18 protein-coding genes and 1 riboswitch are annotated in these 22,529 nt (G+C 71.0%); of the genes, 7 read left to right on the top strand and 11 right to left on the bottom strand.

Annotated elements, in window-relative coordinates; all coding sequences use genetic code 11:
* The first annotated feature begins 141 nt into the window (after positions 1–141).
* Positions 142–324, top strand: coding sequence for a hypothetical protein (locus ABD437_RS33405; RefSeq protein ID WP_344652955.1), 183 nt, complete (start codon positions 142–144; stop codon positions 322–324).
* On the top strand, positions 321–596 hold the full coding sequence (locus ABD437_RS33400) for a hypothetical protein (RefSeq protein ID WP_344652954.1): 276 nt from the start codon (positions 321–323) through the stop codon (positions 594–596). Before ABD437_RS33405 ends, ABD437_RS33400 begins: the two co-directional genes overlap by 4 nt.
* A 3-nt stretch (positions 597–599) precedes the next feature.
* On the opposite strand, the gene ABD437_RS33395 is transcribed toward ABD437_RS33400, so the two are convergent.
* On the bottom strand, positions 600–785 hold the full coding sequence (locus tag ABD437_RS33395) for a hypothetical protein (protein ID WP_344652953.1): 186 nt from the start codon (positions 783–785) through the stop codon (positions 600–602).
* 63 nt (positions 786–848) lie between these two features.
* Complete coding sequence (gene yidD / locus ABD437_RS33390; protein WP_344652952.1) at positions 849–1,313, bottom strand: membrane protein insertion efficiency factor YidD; 465 nt, start codon at positions 1,311–1,313, stop codon at positions 849–851.
* 88 nt (positions 1,314–1,401) lie between these two features.
* On the opposite strand from yidD, the gene ABD437_RS33385 reads away from it, so the two are divergent.
* Entirely contained in the window at positions 1,402–3,765 is a 2,364-nt protein-coding gene (locus tag ABD437_RS33385) for a helicase-associated domain-containing protein (protein ID WP_344652951.1), read from the top strand.
* 16 nt (positions 3,766–3,781) lie between these two features.
* Here the strand turns inward: ABD437_RS33385 and ABD437_RS33380 are convergent, their stop codons facing one another.
* The gene (locus ABD437_RS33380) at positions 3,782–4,528 is read right to left on the bottom strand and encodes a L,D-transpeptidase (protein ID WP_344652950.1); all 747 of its coding nucleotides are present in this window, start codon (positions 4,526–4,528) and stop codon (positions 3,782–3,784) included.
* Positions 4,529–4,761: 233 nt separating this feature from the next.
* On the opposite strand from ABD437_RS33380, the gene ABD437_RS33375 reads away from it, so the two are divergent.
* Positions 4,762–6,423, top strand: a complete 1,662-nt coding sequence (locus ABD437_RS33375) for a DNA repair helicase XPB (RefSeq protein ID WP_344652949.1) — start codon at positions 4,762–4,764, stop codon at positions 6,421–6,423.
* Between the two features lie 280 nt (positions 6,424–6,703).
* Positions 6,704–8,149 (top strand): aminotransferase-like domain-containing protein, encoded by a 1,446-nt coding sequence (locus ABD437_RS33370; RefSeq protein ID WP_344652948.1) that lies wholly within the window; start codon positions 6,704–6,706, stop codon positions 8,147–8,149.
* 213 nt (positions 8,150–8,362) lie between these two features.
* Here the strand turns inward: ABD437_RS33370 and ABD437_RS33365 are convergent, their stop codons facing one another.
* Positions 8,363–8,899, bottom strand: a complete 537-nt coding sequence (locus ABD437_RS33365; RefSeq protein ID WP_344653075.1) for a type 1 glutamine amidotransferase domain-containing protein — start codon at positions 8,897–8,899, stop codon at positions 8,363–8,365.
* A gap of 222 nt (positions 8,900–9,121) precedes the next feature.
* On the opposite strand from ABD437_RS33365, the gene ABD437_RS33360 reads away from it, so the two are divergent.
* Positions 9,122–9,292 carry a hypothetical protein gene (locus tag ABD437_RS33360; RefSeq protein WP_344652947.1) on the top strand — a complete coding sequence of 57 codons (171 nt, stop codon included), beginning with the start codon at positions 9,122–9,124 and terminating at the stop codon, positions 9,290–9,292.
* Between the two features lie 9 nt (positions 9,293–9,301).
* Here the strand turns inward: ABD437_RS33360 and ABD437_RS33355 are convergent, their stop codons facing one another.
* Positions 9,302–11,026, bottom strand: a complete 1,725-nt coding sequence (locus ABD437_RS33355; protein WP_344653074.1) for a glycerol-3-phosphate dehydrogenase/oxidase — start codon at positions 11,024–11,026, stop codon at positions 9,302–9,304.
* Positions 11,027–11,121: 95 nt separating this feature from the next.
* Between ABD437_RS33355 and ABD437_RS33350 the strand changes: the two genes are divergently transcribed.
* Positions 11,122–13,632, top strand: coding sequence for a S8 family serine peptidase (locus ABD437_RS33350; RefSeq protein ID WP_344652946.1), 2,511 nt, complete (start codon positions 11,122–11,124; stop codon positions 13,630–13,632).
* A gap of 156 nt (positions 13,633–13,788) precedes the next feature.
* On the opposite strand, the gene groL is transcribed toward ABD437_RS33350, so the two are convergent.
* The 6 genes from groL to ABD437_RS33320 form a co-directional block, all read right to left on the bottom strand.
* Positions 13,789–15,417, bottom strand: coding sequence for a chaperonin GroEL (groL, locus tag ABD437_RS33345; protein WP_344652945.1), 1,629 nt, complete (start codon positions 15,415–15,417; stop codon positions 13,789–13,791).
* A 392-nt stretch (positions 15,418–15,809) separates the two neighbouring features.
* The gene (locus ABD437_RS33340) at positions 15,810–16,016 is read right to left on the bottom strand and encodes a cold-shock protein (protein ID WP_035848198.1); all 207 of its coding nucleotides are present in this window, start codon (positions 16,014–16,016) and stop codon (positions 15,810–15,812) included.
* Between the two features lie 440 nt (positions 16,017–16,456).
* On the bottom strand, positions 16,457–17,728 hold the full coding sequence (gene thrC, locus ABD437_RS33335) for a threonine synthase (protein WP_344652944.1): 1,272 nt from the start codon (positions 17,726–17,728) through the stop codon (positions 16,457–16,459).
* Positions 17,729–17,738: 10 nt separating this feature from the next.
* Positions 17,739–17,869, bottom strand: a riboswitch (SAM riboswitch).
* A gap of 103 nt (positions 17,870–17,972) precedes the next feature.
* A complete protein-coding gene (locus tag ABD437_RS33330) occupies positions 17,973–18,764 on the bottom strand; it encodes a sporulation protein (RefSeq protein ID WP_344652943.1) in 792 nt (263 codons plus the stop codon).
* Between the two features lie 98 nt (positions 18,765–18,862).
* Positions 18,863–19,708 carry an ABC transporter permease gene (locus ABD437_RS33325; protein WP_344652942.1) on the bottom strand — a complete coding sequence of 282 codons (846 nt, stop codon included), beginning with the start codon at positions 19,706–19,708 and terminating at the stop codon, positions 18,863–18,865.
* Positions 19,705–22,515, bottom strand: a complete 2,811-nt coding sequence (locus ABD437_RS33320; protein WP_344653073.1) for a CocE/NonD family hydrolase — start codon at positions 22,513–22,515, stop codon at positions 19,705–19,707. The genes ABD437_RS33325 and ABD437_RS33320 overlap by 4 nt, the downstream gene beginning before the upstream one ends.
* Between the last annotated feature and the right edge of the window lie 14 nt (positions 22,516–22,529).

Here is a 22,529-nt window from a genome sequence, read left to right as displayed (position 1 = left end):
CGACCTGACCACTGCGCTCGGGTGCAATCAACAACGGATACCCACAGGTATCGCGAGGATCCGACCGGTAATCACATCCGGCCGTTGTCTGAGTCACAGTTCTCTTGCAACTCCCGGCTTCGGATCCGTGCAGGAGGACCTATGAGCAACGACTACCTGGAGTACGCCACCGTCTATTTCTGGGACGAAAGCGGCTCCTTCAGCGCGGAGTCCGAGCGCAACGCGCACCGTCCCTACCCCGGCCGCCGGACCAGCACGACCAAGACCCGCCGCTGCGGGGGAACGCGCCCCGCGACCAGCGAAACGCCCAGGAGGCACCCGTGATCGGGCAGGACGCCGAGCGACTCAGCCGCCACTACTCCGTCTGGCAGCGTCTACGGGAAGCGCGCACGCGTGCGCGTGAGGCCGACGACCTCACGCTGCTCGCGTACGCGCGTGACGACCTCACCGACCTCTCGCTCGCGCTCTCGGAGTTCCTGCGCCTCCACGAGCCGCGCGACGGCTCCCCCTGGTGCCCGGAGTGTTCCGGCACGTGGGCACGCGTCCAGTGGCCGTGCCCGATCTGGCAGAACGTCGAGAGGTCTCTCGGTCGTTGAAGTTCAGTGGTGGGCGGCGCCGTCGCCGCTGTCGGGGTGCACGTAGTCGATGCGGTCGGCGGGCAGCGGCAGGGGGATGTCACCGAACGGGCTGGACGGCCCCTGGTGCTCACCGAGGAACTCGCTGACCGCCAAGTGCCCGTCCTTCACCACCGTGTTCTTGCTGGTGTGCTTGGCCTCGGACGCCATCGTTCCTCCTCGCTAACGCTGACGAGCACACGATGACCCATCAGCTGACCACTTACAAGTTTCTCACCGGAGCGGGTCGGGGGTACCCAGCGGGACTCCCCTCGTACACCGCTTGATCCGGGTAGCGATCAAGCGGGATCCGTTGAGCAGGCCGTAGCGTCGCACGGCCTGGGCGCCGTACTCGCTGCACGAGGGCGTGTACCGGCACCGCGTCGGCAGATGCTTGCTGAGCAGGCGCTGGTAGCCGCGGATGAGCACCACGCCGCCGTGGCCGGCCGCGGTCGTGCGGGGTCGCAGGTCGGGCGTCGCACGCAGGAACGGCACCAGCAGGAGGAGCGTTCCGAGGCTGAACAGGTTGAAGTTGCAGTCGCAACCGTCGCAGCCATCACAGCTGTCACAACCGTCGCAGTTGCATCCGTCGAGCGCGTTCGCCCGTCGCCCATGGTGGTGACGCTTCTTGTGCCGACGTCTCTCCCGCCAGCGCCGCCACCCCGCCAACAACACCCAACCGGCTTCACTCTTCGCCACGGCCGCAGAGTGACACAAACCGGCAGGTGGGGCCCGTCCGTGTCGGCATGCGGACCGTTGGGGCCGGAAACCGGTTAGCGTCTATTCGGTGAGTACGGCGAGCCTGGCAGATCACTTCCGCGCGCTGACCGACGAACAGCTGGAACGGCTGTTCGCCGCGCGCCCGGATCTGGCCGTGCCAGTGCCGTCCGACTTCTCCGTATTGGCGCAACGTGCGCACTCCCGGATGTCGGTGGCCCGCGCGCTCGACCACCTCGACCGGTTCCACCTCGAAGTGCTCGACGCCCTGCGCCTGGTGGCCGGCCCCGAGCACCGCGCCGACCGCAAAGAGGCGCTCGATCTCCTGCGCGACGCCCCCGACTTCTCCGTCCGGCGGGTGCTCGACCACCTGATCACGCTCGGGCTGGCCTGGCCGGACGGCGAGACCACGCTCCGGTTGCCGTCGATGCTCGACGAGGTCGCGTCCCGCTACACCGCGGGGCTCGGGCGCCCGATCGCGGCGCTGATCCGGGACGAACGCACCGACGACCTCGCCCCGGTGCTCGCGGCACTGCACCTGCCGTCGGTGCCGCAACCGGAGGCCACGGCGCTGATCAGCGAGGCGTTCGGCGATCCGGTGCGGTTGGCCGCGCTGCTCGCCGCCTGCCCGCCCGAAGCGGTCGCCCTGCTGGAGCGGCTGGCCGGCGGGGGCAACCCGGTGGGCGCGCTGCGGGACGTCCGCCGCCCGACCGTTCCCGACGACGCCGACACCCCGGTGCGCTGGCTGCTCGTCCACGGGCTGCTGGTGCCGCTGGACGCCTCGACCGTCGAGCTCCCCCGCGAAGTCGGGCTGGCACTGCGCGGTGAAGCACCGTTCGGTCCGGTGCACCCGGCCGAGCCCGCTCCCACCGCGGCCGCTCCGGTGACGAAGGACCGGATCGACGGCGCCGGCGCCGGGCAGGTGCTCGAGGTGCTCCGGCAGACCGCCTCGCTGCTCGACGCGTGCGCCGACGACCCGCCGCCCGTCCTCAAGGCAGGCGGCCTCGGCGTCCGTGAGCTGCGCCGGCTGGCCCGCGCCGCCGGGGTGGACGAGCCGACCGCGGCGCTGCTGCTCGAGGTGGCCCACGAGGCCGGGCTGCTCGCCCGCACCCCCGACGCCGACCCGACCTGGCTGCCCACGTCCTCGTTCGACGTCTGGCAGGCCACCCCGTCCGAACGGCGCTGGGCCCAGCTGGCCGGCGCCTGGTTGACGATGGCGCGGATGCCCGCGCTCGTCGGCACCCGGGACGAGCGGGACCGGGCGGTCGCGGCGCTCTCGGCCGAGGTCACCCGGTCGGCGGCTCCGACGCTGCGCTCGCAGATCCTGCAGGTGCTGGTCGAGTACCCGGGTCCGCTCAGCGAGGCCGACATCGTCGGTGTCCTCGACTGGCGCGCACCGCGGCGGGGCGGGCGGCGGCGCGACGAGGTCGTCAGCGAACAGCTCGGCGAGGCGACGACGCTGGGCGTGCTGGCGCAGACGACGCTCACCACGTTCGGGAAGGCCGTGGTGACCGGCGGCGATCCGGTCGCGGTGCTGGCCGGTCTGCTGCCGGAGCCGGTCGACCACGTGCTCGTGCAGGCCGACCTCACGGTGGTGGCCCCGGGGCCGCTGGAGCCCGCGCTCTCGGCCGAGATGGCGCTGGTCGCGGACGTCGAGTCCGCCGGTGGCGCCACGGTGTACCGGGTGACGCCGGAGAGCGTCCGCCGGGCGTTGGACGCCGGCCGTTCCGGCAGCGACCTCCAGGCGTTCTTCAGCCAGCGGTCGCGGACGCCGGTTCCGCAGTCCCTCACGTATCTGATCGACGACGTCGCGCGACGGCACGGCGGGCTGCGTGTCGGCGCGGCGTCGGCGTACCTGCGCAGCGACGATCCGGCGCTGCTCGCCACCGTGCTGGCCGACCGGCGCTGCGTCGAGCTGAACCTCCGCCGCATCGCCGACTCCGTGCTGGTGAGTTCGAGCGCGGTGAACCGGGTCATCGAGACGCTCCGTGCCTGCGGGTACGTCCCGGCGGCCGAGGACGCCAGCGGTGGGCTCGTCCTGGGCTGGCCCGAAGCGCGCCGGGCTCCGGCGCGGCCGCCCCGTGGTGCTCCGCGGGGCGCGAGCGAGATCTCGCTCGACCAGGACTACCTGGCCGGTGCGGCGGTGGCGGTCCGGCGCGGCGACGAGGCCGCGCGGGCCGCACGTCGGGCGCCGGTGCTCACCCAGCTCGGAGAGGCCGACCCGGGTGCGGCGCTGAGCGTCCTGCAGCAGGCCGCGCGCGACCGGGCTCGCGTCTGGCTCAGTTACGTCGACGCCCACGGCGGCGTCACCGCACGCATCGTCCGGCCGGTCTCGGTCGGGGCGGGTTACCTCCGTGCCGAGGACGACCGCACCGAGACCGAGCACACGTTCGCTCTGCACCGCGTGGTGAGCGCCATCCGTACGCCCGAATAGAAGGCGCGGACCTCGGCTAGAAGACGTGGACCTCGGCGCCGGTGGGGGCCAGGTCGGTGACCTTCGCCGCGTCGCCGTCGAGCAGGCTCAGGTGGAACTGCTGCTGGAAGTCCGCGGTGATCGTCGACTCACCGGTGGGGGTGCCCTGGGCGCGCACGACGACCGGGGCGAAGACCACCGACCCGCTCTTCATCACCCACAGCGTCTGGTGCGAGAGGTCGACGCACACGGTCGTCGCGTCGTCCTCGGCTCCGCAGGACGCCGGCGCGGACTGGTAGAGCCGGTCGGCGATCTGGGCGGTGGCCTCGTCGGCGAAGCCGGTGACCGTGGTGAGGCCGACCGCGGTCTGGAACTTCTTGATCGCGGCGCAGTCGCTCGCGTCCTGCGACGCGTCCATCGTGATCGGGCCGAACCGCGCCGTCTGGCCGGCCAGGTACTGCTCGACCCGGGCCTGACCGGGGCCGGTGCGGGCGCAGTTGCCGCCGGAGCGGGACGCCCGGTCGTCACCGGCGCGAGCCGGCGCGGCCAGCGCCGACGGGCTGCTGCTGTCGGAGGTGCTGGCGACCATGGAGACCGCGCCGTACGAGATGCTGCCCGCGACCGCGGCGGCGGCGACCCCGGCGAAGGCGACCTTCGCGGCCCGGCCGGCCGGGTTCTCCCGACGGCGCCGCCCACGGCTGCGGGTGTGCTTGCCGCGTGGCGCTTCCTCAGCGATATAGATCAGTTCCGTGGTCTCGGCTGAGGATGAATGTCGTCCAGGCACGAGCAGAAGGTTACGCGTGCGTCACACCAAATGCCGAGTCCCCAACGCATTCCGTTCTGTCGCAGCCGTATCTTCGCTGGTCAGCTGACGTCTGTGACGGTTCGCACGACGCTCTGTGTAGAACACTGGTCACGCAGAGCGGTTGAACCGGTGATTCATCCCTCCAGAGAGGCCAGTCCGGCCGAGCCGACCGGCTACCTGCGGGTGCGGCGAACAGGAGGGACACTTGATGCGTGCCTAACGGACCGCTCATCGTCCAGTCGGACAAAACACTACTGCTCGAGACCGACCATCCCGATGCGTCAGCGTGTCGGATGGCGATCGCGCCGTTCGCCGAACTCGAGCGGGCGCCCGAGCACGTCCACACCTATCGGTTGACGCCGCTGGGGCTGTGGAACGCGCGCGCGGCCGGTCACGACGCCGAGTCGGTCGTCGACGCGCTGGTGCGCTACTCGCGCTACCCGGTGCCGCACGCGCTGCTCGTCGACGTCGCCGACACGATGGACCGCTACGGCCGCCTGCAGCTGCTGAACTCGCCGGTGCACGGCCTGGTGCTGCACGCGCTCGACCGGGCGGTGCTGGTGGAGATCACCCGCAACAAGAAGGTCGCCCCGATGCTCGGGGAGAAGTTCGACGACGACACGGTCGCCGTCCACCCGTCCGAGCGCGGGCGTCTCAAGCAGGTGCTGCTGAAGGTCGGCTGGCCCGCCGAGGACCTGGCCGGCTACGTCGACGGCGAGGCGCACCCGATCGACCTCGCCCAGGACGGCTGGACGCTGCGGTCGTACCAGCAGGAAGCGGTCGACAACTTCTGGGCCGGCGGCTCCGGCGTCGTCGTGCTGCCCTGTGGAGCAGGCAAGACGCTCGTCGGCGCGGCCGCGATGGCCGAGGCGAAGGCCACGACGCTGATCCTGGTGACGAACACCGTCGCCGGGCGGCAGTGGAAGCGCGAGCTGGTCGCCCGCACCTCGCTCACCGAGGACGAGATCGGCGAGTACTCCGGGGAGCGCAAGGAGATCCGCCCGGTCACGATCGCCACCTACCAGGTGATGACGTCACGCAAGAACGGCGAGTACCGGCACCTGGAGCTGTTCGGGGCCCGCGACTGGGGGCTGATCGTCTACGACGAGGTGCACCTGCTGCCGGCGCCGATCTTCCGCCTCACCGCGGATCTGCAGTCGCGCCGCCGGCTGGGGCTGACGGCCACGCTGGTGCGCGAGGACGGCCGGGAGGGCGACGTCTTCTCGCTGATCGGCCCGAAGCGCTACGACGCACCCTGGAAGGACATCGAGGCGCAGGGCTGGATCGCGCCGGCCGAGTGCGTCGAGGTCCGGGTCACGATGACCGACGCCGAGCGCATGACGTACGCGGTCGCCGAGCCGGAGGAGCGCTACCGGGTCTGCGCCACCGCGCGCACGAAGATGCCGGTCATCCGCAAGCTGGTGGAGAAGCACCAGGGCGAGCAGGTGCTGGTGATCGGCGCCTACCTCGACCAGCTGGACGAGATCTCGGCCGAGCTCGAAGCGCCGGTGATCGAGGGCAAGACCACCAACAAGGAGCGCGAGCGGCTGTTCGACGCGTTCCGGCGCGGTGAGATCAACACGCTCGTGGTGTCCAAGGTCGCGAACTTCTCGATCGACCTGCCGGAGGCCGCGGTCGCGATCCAGATCTCCGGCACGTTCGGGTCGCGCCAGGAGGAGGCCCAGCGTCTGGGCCGGGTGCTGCGGCCCAAGGCCGACGGGCGGCAGGCCCACTTCTACACCGTGGTCAGCCGCGACAGCCTGGACGCCGACTACGCCGCCCACCGGCAGCGGTTCCTCGCCGAGCAGGGGTACGCGTACACGATCGTCGACGCCGACGACGTGATCGGCCCGCCGCTGCCCGACGTCGGTTGACGGGGTGTCGGCCGTCCGGCCGACACCCCGACGTTCACCTTCGTTGCGACGCCTCTTCGTAGGGACGCCAGTCCATTCCGTCGCGACTGTCGACGCCGAAGCGCTGCGCGAGCAGGGCGATCACCACGGCGAAGACCAAAATTGCCAGCATCATGAGTCCACTCCTCTTGTTGGACCGGTCCAATGCCGTAAGCTTGGTGCCAATCCGAGGGAATGGACAGTGCCAATGACCGCCGAGGTGGACCGGAGTTTCTCCGACGACGATCGTTTGCTGCACGTCTTGAGCGATTGGTCCGTCGGTAGCGGTCCGCTCTACCAGCAGTTGGCCGCCGCGATCCGGCGTGGCATCGAGGAGGGCGCGCTGCCCGCCGGGAGCGCGCTACCCGCCGAGCGCCGGCTGGCCGCGGTACTGGCGGTCAGCCGCGCCACCGTCGTGGCCGCCTACGACCAGCTGCGCGGCGAGGGCGCGGTGGAGAGCCGGCGCGGCAGCGGCACCCGGATCGCCCGTACCGCCCGAGCCGGCCGGATCGGCGACGGCCGGGTGCCCGGAGGCCACTCCGCGCAGCTCTTCCAGCGTCTGATCGACGGTCCCGGCAGCGTGCTCTCACTCGCGTCGGCCGCCGGCATGGCCGACGTCGCGGTGCCGGCCGCGCTGGAGGAGGTGCTCCACCACGACCTGGCCGAGGCCATGCTCGACCCCGGCTACCAGCCGCACGGCCTCGCGCGTCTCCGCGAGGCGATCACCGGGTACCTCACCGACCTCGGTCTCCCGTCGAGGCCGAACGAGATCCTGGTGACCACCGGTGCGCACCAGGCCATCGACCTGGTCGCCCAGCTGTACCTGCGGCCGGGCTCGCGGGTGGCGGTGGAGGCTCCGGGCTGGCCGGCCTGCTACGACGTGTTCCGCGCGGTCGGAGCCACGCTGGTGCCGGTGCCGATCGACCAGGACGGCGTCCGGCCGGAGGCGTTGGCGAAGGTGCTGGCCGAGTCGCCGATCGACCTCGTCTACCTGATGCCGACGTTCCACAACCCCACCGGCGCGCTGCTCTCCGCCGCCCGCCGCCGTCGGATCGTCGAGCTCGCGGCCCAGTACGACGTCGTCGTGGTCGCGGACGACACGCTGTCCGGCGTCAGCCTCGGGCACGACGTGCCGCCGCCGCTCCCCTCGTTCGCCGCCGCGGCCGGCGACCGGCCGGTGACGCTGATCCAGCTGGGGTCGCTGTCCAAGTCGGTCTGGGGCGGTCTGCGGGTCGGCTGGGCCCGCGCCTCCGCCGACGTGATCAGCCGGCTCGCCCGCCGGAAGGCGCTGGCCGACCTCGGGTCGCCGATCATCGACCAACTGGTGGCCGCGCGCATCGTGCCCGGCCTCTCGTCGCTGGTGGAGCGACGCGTGCCGGAACGGCGGGAGCAACTGGCGACGATCGAGGCGCTGCTCGCCGAGCACCTGCCGCAGTGGCGCTGGCGCACCCCGCTGGGTGGGCCGTCGCTCTGGGTGGAGCTGCCGGGGGTGGACGCGGCGGTGTTCAGCCAGGTGGCGCTGCGCCACGGCGTCGAGGCGATCCCGGGGCGCTCGATGGACGTCTCCGGCGGCCACGACTCGTTCCTGCGGCTGCCGTACTGCTTCCCGGCGGACTTCTTGACCGAGGTGGTGCGCCGCTTCGCCTCCGCGTGGAGCGAGCTGGAGCGCCACGGCCCGTGGGAGCCGAACCTTCGCCCGGTCGTGTAGCGCCTGACGACGCAGTACGGGTGGGGCCGTCGTGATCTCCACCGCGGACGGTCAGTTCATCCGCGCCGGGAGTGGCCGGCACCCCTGGCCGACGTCGGACCGGGGCGGCCGGTATCACCCGCCCCGGTCGCCGACCGACCCTCAGCCGTTACATCCGGCCTTACCTGGACACGCCCCCGCCCCCGGAACCGGTACCCCGACGGCTGGTGACGCTCAGCCCAACTGCTCCAGCACCGCGGCCGAGAACGCCGGCAGATCATCGGGCTTCCGGCTGGTCACGAGCTTCCCGTCGACCACGACCTCCCGGTCCACCCACTGCGCCCCGGCGTTCCGGAAGTCGGTCTGCAGGCTCGGCCAGGACGTGAGCGTGCGCCCTTCCACCACGCCGGCCTCGATCAGCACCCACCCGCCGTGGCAGATGACCCCGACCGGCTTGCCCGACGTGAAGAAACTCTTAACAAAATTCACAGCCCGCTCATCGGCCCGAACGAAATCACCGTTAGCTACTCCACCCGGAAGTACCAGCGCGACATAGTCGTCCGGATTCGCAGCATCCAGATCACGATCAACCGAACGGGTGTCACCGTGGTCGAGATGATTGAACGCCTGAATCTTGCCCGCGGAGAGCGAGATCAGTTCCGGCTGTCCCCCGGCGTCGCTGATCGCGGCCCACGGCTGGTCGAGTTCCGCCTGCTCGACGCCGTCCGCAGCGACGAACGCGATCCGGGCACCGTTCAATTGCGTAGCCATCGTCAGCCTTTCGTCGTCTTTGTCGTCCTCTACCGTCCGGAGCCGATTTCCCGGTGGAACCAACATCAAACTGACCACGGAAACTGCTCAGTGACCGAAATTCCGACGCAGATTAATTGCTTCGACGACGCAGAGTTGCCTGCTCCCACGACCGGTCGAAGACCTCACCCGAACGGACCAGGGCGCTTGACGATGGCGCTTTCACACCCGACGCTGAGCACTATGAGCACACCTCTGGTTTTGACGCTCTTCACCGCACTGACGGTTGCGGTTATCGCGGGCATCATGGGTGCGGCGATGTGGGGCCGGAAGCGCTCGAACGAGGAAGACCTCGAGCCGGCCCACGAGGGCGCCCAGGAGCACTCGATCTTCGACGAGGTGCACTCGGCCTAGGACTCCGTGTCAGGGGCGCTTCGACGGTTTGCGGACGTCGGGTGCGCCCAGCCGGGCGGCGTCGGCCGTGAGGTCGTCCGGCATCCGCTGCGACTCCCGCTCGGCGAGCACCCGGGCGCGGTAGTGCTCCACCTCCCGCCGCCGGGTGGCGGCGTCCCAGCCGAGCGTCGGCGCCAGCACGTCGGCCACGTCCTCGACGGAGTCCAGGCCGCGGTGCGCGGTCTCGATCGAGATCCGGGTCCGGCGGGTGAGCACGTCCTCCAGGTGCAGCGCACCCTCGTGCGACGCGGCGTACGCGATCTCGGCGGCCAGGTACTCCGGCGCACCGACGACCGGCTGCCCCAGCCGCGGATCCGCGTCGATGCTCGCGAGCAGCTCGGTGGTGAGCGAGCCGTAGCGCTCCAGCAGGTGCTCCACCGCGCCGACGGTCGCCCCGTGCCGCCGGGCCAGGTCGGCCCGGTTGGCCCACATCGCGGTGAAGCCGTCCGCGCCGATCAGCGGGATGTCCTGGGTGCGGCTCGCCGGCACGCTACGCAGCCGGTGGGCGGCTTTGTCGATGACGTCGGCCGCCATCACCCGGTACGTCGTGTACTTGCCGCCGGCGACGAGCATCAGCCCGAGCATCGGCTCCACGACCGCGTGCTCGCGTGACAGCTTCGACGACGACTCGTCCTCACCGGCCAGCAGCGGCCGCAGACCGGCGTAGACGCCCTCGATGTCGTCGTGGGTGATCGGGCGTTCGAGCACCGCGTTGACGTGTTCGAGGATGTAGTCGATGTCGACGCTGGACGCGGCCGGGTGGGCGCGGTCGAGGTCCCAGTCGGTGTCGGTGGTGCCGATGATCCAGTGCCCGCCCCACGGGATGACGAACAGCACCGACTTCTCGGTGCGCAGGATGAGCCCGACGTCGCCGGAGATCACCGAGCGCGGCACCACGAGGTGCACGCCCTTGCTCGCGCGCACCCGCAGGCCGGGACGCTCGTGCAGCATCTCCGACAGGTCGTCGCTCCAGACGCCGGTGGCCGCCACGACCGTGCGGGCGCGGACCTCGAACTCCTCGTCGCTCTCCAGGTCACGCACCCGCACGCCGACCACCTCGCGGGCGTTGCGCAGCAGGTCGACCACGCGCGTGCTGGTGGCCGTGACCGCACCGTAGGACGCCGCGGTGCGCGCCAGCGTCAGCACGAAGCGGGCGTCGTCGACGTGGCCGTCGTAGTAGCGGATCGCGCCGACCAGCGCGTCCCGGCGCAGGCTCGGGAACAGCCTTCTTGCTGACGTGCGGGAGAGGTGTTTGTGGCGCGGCAGGCCTCGGGCCGTGCCCAGGATCGAGCCCAGCGTGTCGTAGAGCGCCACGCCGGCCCCGTAGTAGAGCCGCTGCCAGCCGTGGTGGTTGAGCGGCAGCAGGAACGGGGTCGGGCGCACCAGGTGCGGCGCGAGCGTCGTCAGCAGCCGGCCGCGCTCCTCGAGCGCCTCCCGCACCAGGCTGAAGTTGAGCTGCTCCAGGTAGCGCAGGCCGCCGTGGATGAGCTTGCTGGACCGGCTGGACGTGCCGGCCGCGAAGTCGCGCGCCTCGACCAGCGCCACCGAGAGGCCACGGCTCGCCGCGTCGAGCGCGGCACCGGCGCCGGTGACTCCCCCGCCGATGACGACGACGTCGAACGTCTCCGTGCGTAGCCGCGCGAGTGCGTCGGCGCGCTGCTGCGGACCGAGCTGGCTGGCGGCGAAACGGGACACCTGCGGATCACGACTCACCTGTCCACGGTACGTCGCGTTCGCCTCCGGCCGCCGCTCGGACCAGGCATGTCGGCCCCTACCGATACGGTGCGCGCATGCAGCCCAACGTGCCCGCTCCGCGTCCGGCCGGTGGTGTCCCCCGCTGGGTGGCCCCCACGCTGGTCACGCTGGCCGGGTTGAGTGCCGTCGGGGTCACGGCCGTGGTCGCGCCGTTCGTCTGGGTCGCGCACGAGATCTTGGTCATCGGTGGTTACCGGGTGCCCGGCGCGTTCTGGCCGGGGCTGAGCGTGCTCGTCGCGTTGGGCGCCGGTGCGCCGGCCGCGCTGGCCTGGCTCCTGGTGAAACGGCCGGTGCTCCGCGCGGTCGCCCGGCTCTGGGCCCTCGCCGCGTGCTGCGCGGCGCTGCTCGGGCTCGTGCGGGTGGTGCCCTGGTCGGCCGGCGACGCGGTGGCCGACGCGCTGGCGGGTGTCGTCGCGCTCCTCCTCGCGTTCGCGCTCCGGCGGTGGCCGTCCGCGCCCGTGGCGTCGCCGGCGCGGGGTCCTCGGGTGGGTACGGCCGTCGCGGTCGCGTGCGGGCTGGTCGTCCTGCTGCCCTGGTGGTGGGTCGGTGCGCTCGGTGGCCCGCTCGACGTGGCGGCGGCCGCGCTGGCCGCGTTCGGGCTCGGTGTGCTGGTGTCCCGTCTGCGGCGCACCGGGCCGCTCCGGGTGCCGGTGGGCGGCCCGGTCGCCGGGCTGGTGCTCGACGCGCTGGTGCTCGCGGTGCCGCTCACGCTGCTGGCCGGCGCGTTCGGCGCGCCCGGCACCCAGCTGTTGCTGCTCGGCGTGCTGCCGGCCGTCTGCGTGGCGCTGGCGTGTGCCGACCCGGCCCGCCGGTGGCCCGGTGCGTTGCTCGTCGCAGTGGCGGCGTTCGGTCCGCTGGCTTTCGTCGACGCCGAGGAGATCACGCTCCTGCTGGTGCCGAGCGACGTACCGCAGTGGGCCGCGATCGGTACCGGCATCTCCGCGTGGTTGGCCCTGGTCACCGGTGCGGTGGTCGCGCTCGTGCTGGCCATCGCGGCCCGCCGGGCCACCCGTCCCGGCCACGCCACGCGTCCCACCGAGCCGGCCGGGCCCGAAACGCCGCCCGGGGACGAAGCCCCGGCCCCGGACGAAGCGCGGAATGCGGATGACGCGCCGGATGGGGACGAAGGAGCGGAATCGCCGGGGCGGTCGGGCGGGCGGCGTGGGCGGGTGCTCGCCGGGGCGCTGATCGGGGTGCTGGTGGTCTCGTCGGGGCTGCTGTGGCTCGGCCCCGGGCAGGACGGCTTCCACGGCGACCGGCTCTTCGTCGTCCTGAAGAACCAGGCCGGAACCACCTCGGTGGGCAACTCCACCACCGACCTCACCGCCCGGCGCACGGCCGTCTACCGCCTCCTGGTGGACCACGCCCGCCGCACCCAGGCGTCGCTGCTCTCGGCGCTCCGGAAAGTCGGCGCCGACCCGACGTCGTATTACCTGGTCAACGCGGTCGAGGTCGACGACACCCCGCTCGTGCGGGCCGTGCTCGCCACCCGGGACGACGTGGCCTCGGTGCAGCCGAACCCCGAGCTCCGCCCGATCCCGGAGGCGGCCACCGCCGGCTCCCCCGACACCCGCACGCTCACCGGCACACCGGCCAACCTCGAGACGATCAAGGCACCGCAGGCCTGGCGCGAGGGCACCGACGGCCGCGGCATCGTCGTCGGCTTCTCCGACAGCGGCGTCGACGCACGCCACGAGGCACTGCGTGCGACTTACCGGGGCGGCGCCGACAGCTGGCACGACCCGTGGAACCACACCACCACGCCCACCGACCCGAACGGCCACGGCACCCACACCGCGGGCAGCGCGGTCGGCAAGAACGTCGGGGTGGCGCCGGGCGCCACCTGGATCGGGTGCGCCAACCTGGCCCGCCCGCTCGGCAACCCCGGCCTCTACCTGGACTGTCTGCAGTTCATGCTGGCCCCGTTCCGGGACGGGGGCAACCCGTTCACCGACGGCGATCCGGCCCGCGCGGCCGACGTGCTCAGCAACTCGTGGGGCTGCCCCGACGTGGAGGGGTGCGGCGCCGGCACGCTCGAACCGGCGGTCGACGCGCTGCGCGACGCGGGCATCTTCGTGGTGGCCGCAGCCGGCAACGAGGGCGCGCGGTGCCGTTCGATCACCGACCCGATCGGCCGGTACGACTCGGTGTTCACGGTCGGGGCGGTGGACGACAAGAGGGTGATCGCCGACTTCTCCAGCCGCGGCCCGGTGCCCGGTGACGCGGAGTCCAAGCCCGATCTGATGGCACCGGGCGTGGACGTGCTGTCGGCGTGGCCCGGGGGCGGGTACTCGCGGCTGTCCGGCACGTCGATGGCCACCCCGCAGGTCGCCGGGGTGGTCGCGCTGGTCTGGCAGGCCGCGCCGTCGCTGCGTGGCGACATCGTGCGTACCGCCGCACTGCTGCGCGCCAGCGCCGAGGACGCGACGCTGGGCACCGCCTCGACGTGCGGCGGCAGCGCGCGCAACGTCATCGGCGCCGGCACCGTCGACGCCGCCGCCGCGGTCACCCTGGCCCGCCAGGGCGAAGCCGCCCGCCCCCGCTGACCGACGGGTTCTCGGGCCTACGACGGGTTCCCGGGGTAGAACTCCCGGCCGTAGGCCCGGAAACCCGCCGTAGGCACGGAAGGCCCGGGAACATGCGAAAGGGCGGGCCCGGGAAACCCGGGCCCGCCCTCTACGTGGTGCGGGTGAGAGCAGGACTCAGAAGTCCATGCCGCCCATGCCACCGCTCGGGTCGCCGGCCGGGGCCGCGGCCTTCTCCGGCTTGTCCGCCACCACCGCGTTGGTGGTGAGGAACAGACCGGCGATCGAAGCGGCGTTCTGCAGCGCGGAGCGGGTGACCTTGGTGGGGTCGATGATGCCCGCGCCGACCAGGTCGACGTACTCGCCGGTGGCGGCGTTCAGGCCGTGGCCCGACGGAAGGTTGCGCACCTTCTCCGCCACGACGCCACCCTCGAGACCGGCGTTCACCGCGATCTGCTTGAGCGGAGCCTCGAGCGCGACCTTCACGATGTTCGCGCCGGTCGCCTCGTCGCCCGAGAGGTCCAGCTTCTCGAACGCGACGGTGGACGCCTGGAGCAGAGCGACGCCACCACCGGCGACGATGCCCTCCTCGACGGCGGCCTTGGCGTTGCGCACCGCGTCCTCGATGCGGTGCTTGCGCTCCTTGAGCTCGACCTCGGTGGCCGCGCCGACCTTGATGACGGCCACGCCGCCGGCCAGCTTGGCGAGGCGCTCCTGGAGCTTCTCGCGGTCGTAGTCCGAGTCGGAGTTCTCGATCTCGGCCCGGATGGTGTTCTTCCGGCCCTCGATCTGCTCCGCGTCGCCCGAACCGTCGACGATCGTGGTCTCGTCCTTGGTGACGACGATCTTGCGGGCGGTGCCCAGCAGGTCGACCGTGGTGTTCTCGAGCTTGAGGCCGATCGTCTCGCTGATGACGGTGCCACCGGTGAGGATGGCCATGTCGTTCAGCATCGCCTTGCGGCGGTCACCGAAGCCCGGCGCCTTGATGGCGACCGACTTGAAGGTGCCCCGGATCTTGTTGACGATCAGGGTGGCGAGGGCCTCGCCCTCCACGTCCTCGGCGATGATCGCGAGCGGCTTGCCGCCCTGCATGACCTTCTCCAGCAGCGGGAGCAGGTCCTTCACCGTCGAGATCTTGCCCTCGACGAACAGGATGTACGGGTCGTCGAGGACGGCCTCCATCCGCTCGGTGTCGGTGGCGAAGTACGGCGAGATGTAGCCCTTGTCGAAGCGCATGCCCTCGGTGAGCTCCAGCTCGAGCCCGAAGGTGTTGCTCTCCTCGACGGTGATGACGCCTTCCTTGCCGGCCTTGTCCATCGCCTCGGCGATGATCTCGCCGACCGAGGTGTCAGCCGCGGAGATGGAGGCCGTGGAAGCGATCTGCTCCTTGGTCTCGATCTCCTTCGACGCGTTGCCCAGAGCCTCGGAAACCGCCGCGACGGCCGCCTCGATGCCCTTCTTCAGCGCGATCGGGTTCGCACCAGCGGCCACGTTGCGCAGACCCTCACGGACCAGCGCCTGGGCCAGAACGGTCGCGGTGGTCGTGCCGTCACCCGCGACGTCGTCCGTCTTCTTGGCGACTTCCTTGACCAGCTCGGCGCCGATCTTCTCCCACGGGTCCTCGAGCTCGATCTCCTTGGCGATCGACACACCATCGTTCGTGATGGTCGGCGCGCCCCACTTCTTCTCGAGCACGACGTTGCGGCCCTTGGGACCGAGCGTCACCCGCACAGCGTCGGCGAGCTGGTTCATGCCCCGCTCGAGGCCGCGGCGAGCCTCCTCGTCGAACGCGATCAACTTGGCCATTCGGTGATGTCCTCCGATGGTGTCGGACCCCCGGATGCCGCGCAGGACAACCGGAGACTGCACGGTCGGAACGGTGCCCGCGACGGACGACCCCCCACTGCGCCGGCACGGACCGACGCGCCGGGAGCCTCACCTCTCCGACCTTGGCACTCAAGACTACCGAGTGCCAATCTCCTGTTTAGCACTCGACCCAGGCGAGTGCAAGCAAACGTGGAGGGTCCCACCGGCGGCCGCCGGGCGCGCACGCTCCCCTCGGCGAGGAGCGGCCGGGAATCCGAACAACCGTCGGAATTCAAGAATTGACCGGAAGGAATAGCGCCGGCCCGCTCAACAAAACAGACGAGGCCCGTTCCGGTCGCACCCACCGGAACGGGCCTCGCTGAAGTCTGGAACTAGGACGCGACGACCGTGACTCGTTCAGCCTGCGGACCCTTCGGACCCTGAGTCACTTCGAAGTCGACTCGCTGGCCGTCTTCGAGAGACTTGTACCCGTCCATCATGATCGCCGAGTAATGGACGAAGACATCAGCGCCGCCGTCGACAGCGATGAAGCCATACCCCTTCTCGGAGTTGAACCACTTGACAGTGCCCTGCGCCACTGTGCACTTCCCTCACTTGCTGGTGCCCACGAAACGCACTCCTTGACCATGCGCTCCGGGTCTTCGTCCAAGAGCCCCGCACTGCAGATCGCACGAACACTGGCAAGAACTACGACCGGTCAGGACGGTACCGGACCTCTAGGCAGTACGAAAGTGACGCTCAGAAAAGGGTAGTTCCACCAAGGAACTTTTTGCTCTCGCGCACTTATCGGCGCCGAAACCAGGAGAACCACCAGCCTCACTGGTCTGAGTAAGAGCTATCCCCGGTTATACCGGTCAGCGTTTCCGACCCCACTAATCAGTTCTACTACCTACCGCGTTATTCGTACCGCTTTATGCAATTTTATTGCGAGTTTCGCGGAACGAAGACCACTCTCTCAAGTTCCAGACGGACGAACGACCCCGTACTTGAGGCACGGGGTCGTTCGGGACGTCCGGATTCAGCCGAGCAGACCGGCTTCACGCGCTCCGCGCAGCGACGGCGCGATCCGGTGGGTGGGGCCGACCCGGCCCTCGACCGCGTCGGCGGTCTTCAGGCCCTCGCCGGTGTTGAAGATGACGGTCTCGGCGTCCGGGTCGAGCTCTCCCGACTCCACCAGCTTCTTCAGCACCGCGACCGTGACGCCACCCGCGGTCTCCCCGAAGATGCCGGTCGTCTCGGCGAGCAGCCGGATGCCGTCGCGGATGTCGTCGTCGCCGACCGCGGCGATCGAGCCACCGGTACGGCGCACCGCGTCGAGCACGTAGGGCCCGTCGGCCGGGTTGCCGATGTTCAGCGACTTCGCGATGCCGGTCGGCTTCACCGGGCGGACGACGTCGTGGCCCTCGGCGAACGCGGTGTAGACCGGCGAGCAGCCGGCCGACTGCGCGCCGAAGACCGTCCAGTCCCGGGAAGCGACGATGCCGGCCTTCACCAACTCGCCGAACGCCTTGTCGATCTTGGTGAGCAGCGAACCGGATGCGATCGGGACCACGACCTGCGCCGGGAGACGCCACCCGAGCTGCTCGGCCACCTCGTAGCCGAGCGTCTTGGAGCCCTCGGCGTAGTACGGCCGCACGTTCTGGTTGACGAACGCGGTCGACTCGAACGCGTCGTCCTCCTGCAGTTCGCTGGTCAGGCGGTTGACGTCGTCGTAGCTGCCGTCGACGGCGACCAGGCGGGGGTTGTACACCGCGGAGGCGAGGATCTTGCTGGGCTCCAGGTCGGCCGGGATGAACACGGTGGCCTGCCAGCCGACGCGGGCGGCGTGCGCGGCCACCGAGTTGGCCAGGTTCCCGGTGGAGGCACAGGCCACCGAGCTGTAGCCCAGGCCCTTCGCGGCGGTGAGCGCCAGCGAGACCACCCGGTCCTTGAACGAGTGGGTGGGGTTCGCGGAGTCGTCCTTGACCCAGAGCGGGGCGTTCAGGCCGATCGCGGCGGCCAGCCGGTCGGCGCGGACCAGCGGCGTCAGACCCGGGTTGAGCGAAACCCGGTCGTCGGCGTTCTGGCCGACGGGAAGGAGCGGCGCGTAGCGCCAGATGTTCTGCGGACCCGCCTCGATCTGTTCCCGGGTCACCGACGCGAGCGCGTCGGCGTCGTAACCGACCTCCAGCGGGCCGAAACACTCGGCACAGGCGTGGATGGCGATGAGCGGGAACTCCGCACCGCAGTTCCGGCAGCGCAGCACGCGAGCGGGGCTGGTGGTGTCCTGGGCAGCAAGCAGCGACGTCATGGCGAGGCCATCCTCATCTCTCCCGGTTCAACCGGGACGGAGTTGGCACCTGTCGCATCTACCTCGCTGTGCGCGATTCGCTGGATGCGATGGTTGCCGGGGCTTCACCGGGCCGTATCCCTCTGCCCCTCTGGATGAGTTCCTATGAAGTTGTGACGCCCAGTTTACGGCGCCCGCCCAGCGAGCCAAATCGATTCCGCACACTCGGTGGGAGTTACCTGGCTCACTGTGCGGGCGCCATGACTCAGTGGAACATTCCCCTCCGTTGCGTCAGGATCTGCAGGTGCTCGTGGAGCCACTGCTCCCAGTTGAGCTGTTCGGCGCCCGCGTACTGCACGGTGAACCGGTTGTAGGCGTCGCTGCCGGACGTCAGGAAGCCGCCGCGCTTGTCCAGCTCCAGCAGCACGTCCATCGACTGCGGGCCGGAGATGAACGTGACCTCGAGCTCGTTGATCGAACCGGCGTACTGGTGCGCCGGGTAGTACTCGATCTCCTGGTAGAACGGCAGCCGCGACCCGTAGAGCGTGCCCCGCTCCAGGTCGGCGCCCTTGAACTGGAAACCGAGCCGGCTGAACGCGTCGAGCAGGCGGGCCTGCGCCGGCAGCGGGTTGACCTGGATCGGGTCCATGTCGCCCTTGTCCAGCGAACCGGCCAGCTCCAGCTCGGTGCGCACGCCGAGCTGCATGCCGTGCAGCGGGTACCCGTTGACCGTGGTCACCGGCGTCTCCCACGGCACGGCGAGCTCGAACGGAACCGCGTGCCGAGCGCCCGGCTGCAGGCTGAACCGGTGCCCGAGGTGCAGGCGCTGGAACGGCAGCATCGTGTTGTACTCGTAGTCGTCCCCGCCGGCGGACTCACCCTCCACCTCGACCTTGGCGACCAGTTCGAGTTCCACCCGGTCGACGACCATCTCGACGTTGCCGCCACTGATCCGCACCTCGCCGCGGAGCACGTCGCCCGGCCGGGTGTGCGGAGAGGCGAGCACGGTATCGACGGACGCGCCGCCGCCGAACATCGCCGAGAGCTTTTTGAACATCACACGATCCTTTGGGTGCGAAGGTGGTCTGCTGCATGGTCGCAGTCCGCGCCCCGCAAAGGGGCGGACTCGTCAGGGATGCGACTACCGGATGCCGATCAACTGACGATGTCTTTCCGGAGAAAGCGCCACCAGGCCAGGGCGAGAAAGACGGTTGTGTACGCCACGGCCGAAACCGTGCCCTTCACCATGTCCTCGGCCTCGATCGGTGAGGAAAGCAGCGACAGCCACGCCGTTCCGTAACGGGTCGGAAGCAGCGCGCGAAGATCTCCGAGCGCGGTGACCGCTTCCAGAATATTCGAGATGATCCAGAGCATCACCGCGCCGCCGACCGCACCCAATGGCGCATCGGTTCGCACCGAGAGGTAGAACGCGAGTCCGGCTACGGGCAGCAACGTGATTGCGATATAGACGACCGCGAGAACGATGCGGCCGAGCGCTTCGACCGCCGGGATGTCGACGCCGAGCTGGGTACGCAGCGGCCCCCAGCCGAACGCGAGCGTCCCGGCGATCATCGCCACCGTCGGCAGCAACGCGAGCGCGAACCCGCTGTAGGCCAGGCCGACGCTCAGCTTCTGACGGAGCAGCCGGCCCCGCGGAACCGGCGACGCCAGCAGGTAACGCAGCGTCCCCCAGCTCGCCTCGCTGGCCACCGTGTCGCCGCAGAACAGCGCGACCACCACCAGCAGCAGGAAGCTCGACGCCACGAAGATCGAGAACAGCGTGAAGTTCGCGCCGCTCGAGGTGGCCAGGTCGGCGAGGCTGTTGCCCTCCTGCGCCGAGTCGGGGTCGTCGGGCACGCCGATCTTGAACGCCGCCACCAGGATCAGCGGCAGCACGACCAGGAACCCGAGCGCGATCTGGGTGCGGCGGCGGGTGAGCTGACGTGCGAACTCGGCGCCGAACCGCAGCGTCCGTCCTGGCCGGTGAATTGCCGAGGTCATCGTTGCTCTCCCACGAGCTCCAGGAACACGTCTTCCAGCCGACGCCTGGCCACCAGCCGTTCGACGCCGACCCCGGCTCCGACCAGCTCGCGGACGACGTCGCTGCGCTCGGCGCCGGCCAGCTCGACGACCAGGCCGGCACCGTTCGGGTGCACCACCTCGACGCCGGGCATCGCACGCAGGGCGGCCACCGCCGCGTCCTGGTCACCGGCGGCGACCTCCACCAGCACCGACCGCCCTTCGCCGACGATCTCCCCGACCGGACCGGCGGCGACACCGGTGCCCTTGCTGACCACGACGACGTGCGAGCACACCTGCTCCACCTCGGCCAGCAGGTGCGAGGAGACCAGCACGGCCCGCCCGTCGGTGGCGTAGCGGGAGAGCACCGCACGCATCTCGGCGATCTGCGGCGGGTCGAGCCCGTTCGTCGGCTCGTCGAGCACCAGCAGGTCGGGCAGGCCGAGCATGGCCTGCGCGATCGCCAGCCGCTGCCGCATGCCCTGGCTGTACGTCTTCACCTTGCGGTGCACGGCCGCGCCGAGGCCGGCGATCTCGAGTGCCTCCTCGAGGTGGGCCGACTCGGCCGGACGGCCGGTGGCCTGCCAGTAGCGGTGCAGGTTGTCCAGGCCGGAGAGGTGCGGAAGCAGGCCGGGGCCCTCCACGAACGCTCCGATCCGCGACAGCACCGGCGCGCCGGGCAGGATCCGGTGACCGAACACCAGGATCTCGCCGCCGGAGGGCCGGATCAGCCCCATCAACATGCGCAGGGTCGTGGTCTTGCCCGCGCCGTTGGGGCCGAGCAGGCCGACGACCTGACCGGGTTCGACCGTGAACGACAGGTCCCGGACGGCCAGGTAGCCGTCGCCGTAGGCCTTGCGCAGGCCCCGCACCACCAGCGGCGACGAAGCCGCGTCCGGGTCGACCGAGACGTCGAGCCGCCGACGCCGGGCCCGGACGACGAACACCGCGACGACGACGCCGAGCACGACCGCGCCCAGCAGCCCGACCAGCACCCACGTCCACAGCCCGGTCGAGCTCGCGACCGGCACCGGCGCCACCGCGGGCAGGTGCAGGCTGTTGGCCTGCACGGCCACCTGGTAGACGGCCGGCGCGACCGGGCCGGCGTAGGCCTGGTCGGCGGTGGCGATCACCAGGCGGACGCTGTGCCCGGACTCGAACCGGTGCCCGATCATCGGCAGCGAGACCGTGACCAGCGGCGCGGAGTCGATCGTCCGCGGCAGCCCGGTCAGGCGGACCGCGGCCACCGCACCGCCGGGCAGCGTGGCGCGCCCGTCCGCGTCGACGTCGTAGAGCTTGACGAACAGCACGGCCTCACCGGTCGGCGACGCCGCCGCCAGCCGCACCGTCGGCGCGCCCGCGACGTCGACCGCGCGCTCCAGCTCGACGCCGCTGTACGAGGCGAACTGGCCCGGCACGTCGATGCCCGCGCTGGCGAAACTGCTGGTCAGGGCGCCGAAACCGGGGAGCGTCGAGACGCCGGCCGGTGTGCCGTCCGGCGGGTTCGCGATCGGCTGCGGGCTGATGCCGCTCACCCGGACGCGGTAGTCCGGCTCCACCGCCGAGTACGAATCCAGCGTGTAGACCCGGGTGGTCGGCCGGGTGTCCCGGACGCTGATCGCGCCCGCGGTGGTGTAGCTGAACTCGTCCGACGGCGCCGGGCCGCGGCCGTCGAGGTAGTGACGCAGCCAGGACAGTTCCAGCTCGTTGACGCGCTCGGACTCCCGCGTCGACGCGCTCGAGTCGTGCCCACCGGCGTACCAGGCCACCCGGACCGGTGTGCCGTTGGCCGCGATGCCACGCGCGTTGGCGTCGGCCTCGGAGAGCGGGAACAGCGTGTCCTGCTGGCCCTGGACCAGCAGCGTCGGAGCCTTGATCCGGTTCAGCACCGTCGACGGGCTGGAGCGGCGCAGCCGCTCGATGATCGCGGGAGTGGAGCGGCCGGTGGTGGCGACCTGCAGGTACTCGCGGCAGAGGGAAGGCTCGAAGCGACCGCACTGCACCAGCTCGCCGGCCTTCGACACGTCGACGGTCGTCGGGTCGATCGAACCGTTCGCGTCCGGCCGGGCGCCGAGCAGCGCGGCCAGGTCGCCGACGCTGCTGACGCCGCCGCCGCTCGCGCTGCCGAAGAACAGCCCGGCCCAGGAGCGCTTGAAGACGCCGTCCGCCGGGCCGGCGCCGGTGGCCTCCGGGAAGAACGAGTTCGCCAGGTCGTTCCAGGTGATCCGCGGGACGATCGTGTCCACCCGCTGGTCGTAACCGGCCAGCAGGAGGCTCAGCGCGCCGCCGTACGAACCGCCGATCGCCGCCACCCGGGGGTCACCGGACGCGTCCTGGCGGACGTCGTCACGCTGAGCGAGCCGGTCGATGAGCGCCCTGGCGTCGTTGACCTCGTAGTCGGGGCTGTCCAGCGAGATCGTGCCGCCGGAACGCCCGAACCCGCGTGCGCTCCAGGTCTGCACCACGTATCCCTGGCCGGCCAGCCGGCGAGCGTCCGCGGCCACGCTGCTCTTGCTGCCGCCGAAGCCGTGCGCGAGCAGAATCGCCGGCGCCGGATGCGACGCGGTGGCGCTCTCCGGGACGTAGATCGTGGTGTCGAGCGTGATGGGCTCGGTGCGCGCCGGCCCCGACCGCACGGTGACCATCGCGTCGGTCGAGCGCACGGGCTCTCCGGACGGCCAGCGGATCCACACGACGAGCGCGGCGAGGGCACCGATCACGACGAGCGTCGTCACGACGCGCCGCGTGGTGACGACCGCACGCCACCCGGACCGCGCCGGCCCCGGCATCCCACGCGGGGTGG

Source organism: Cryptosporangium japonicum (genome assembly GCF_039524755.1).
GTDB lineage: Bacteria > Actinomycetota > Actinomycetes > Mycobacteriales > Cryptosporangiaceae > Cryptosporangium > Cryptosporangium japonicum.
Note: the sequence above shows the minus strand (reverse complement) of the source record. Positions and strands in the feature narration are given on the sequence as shown.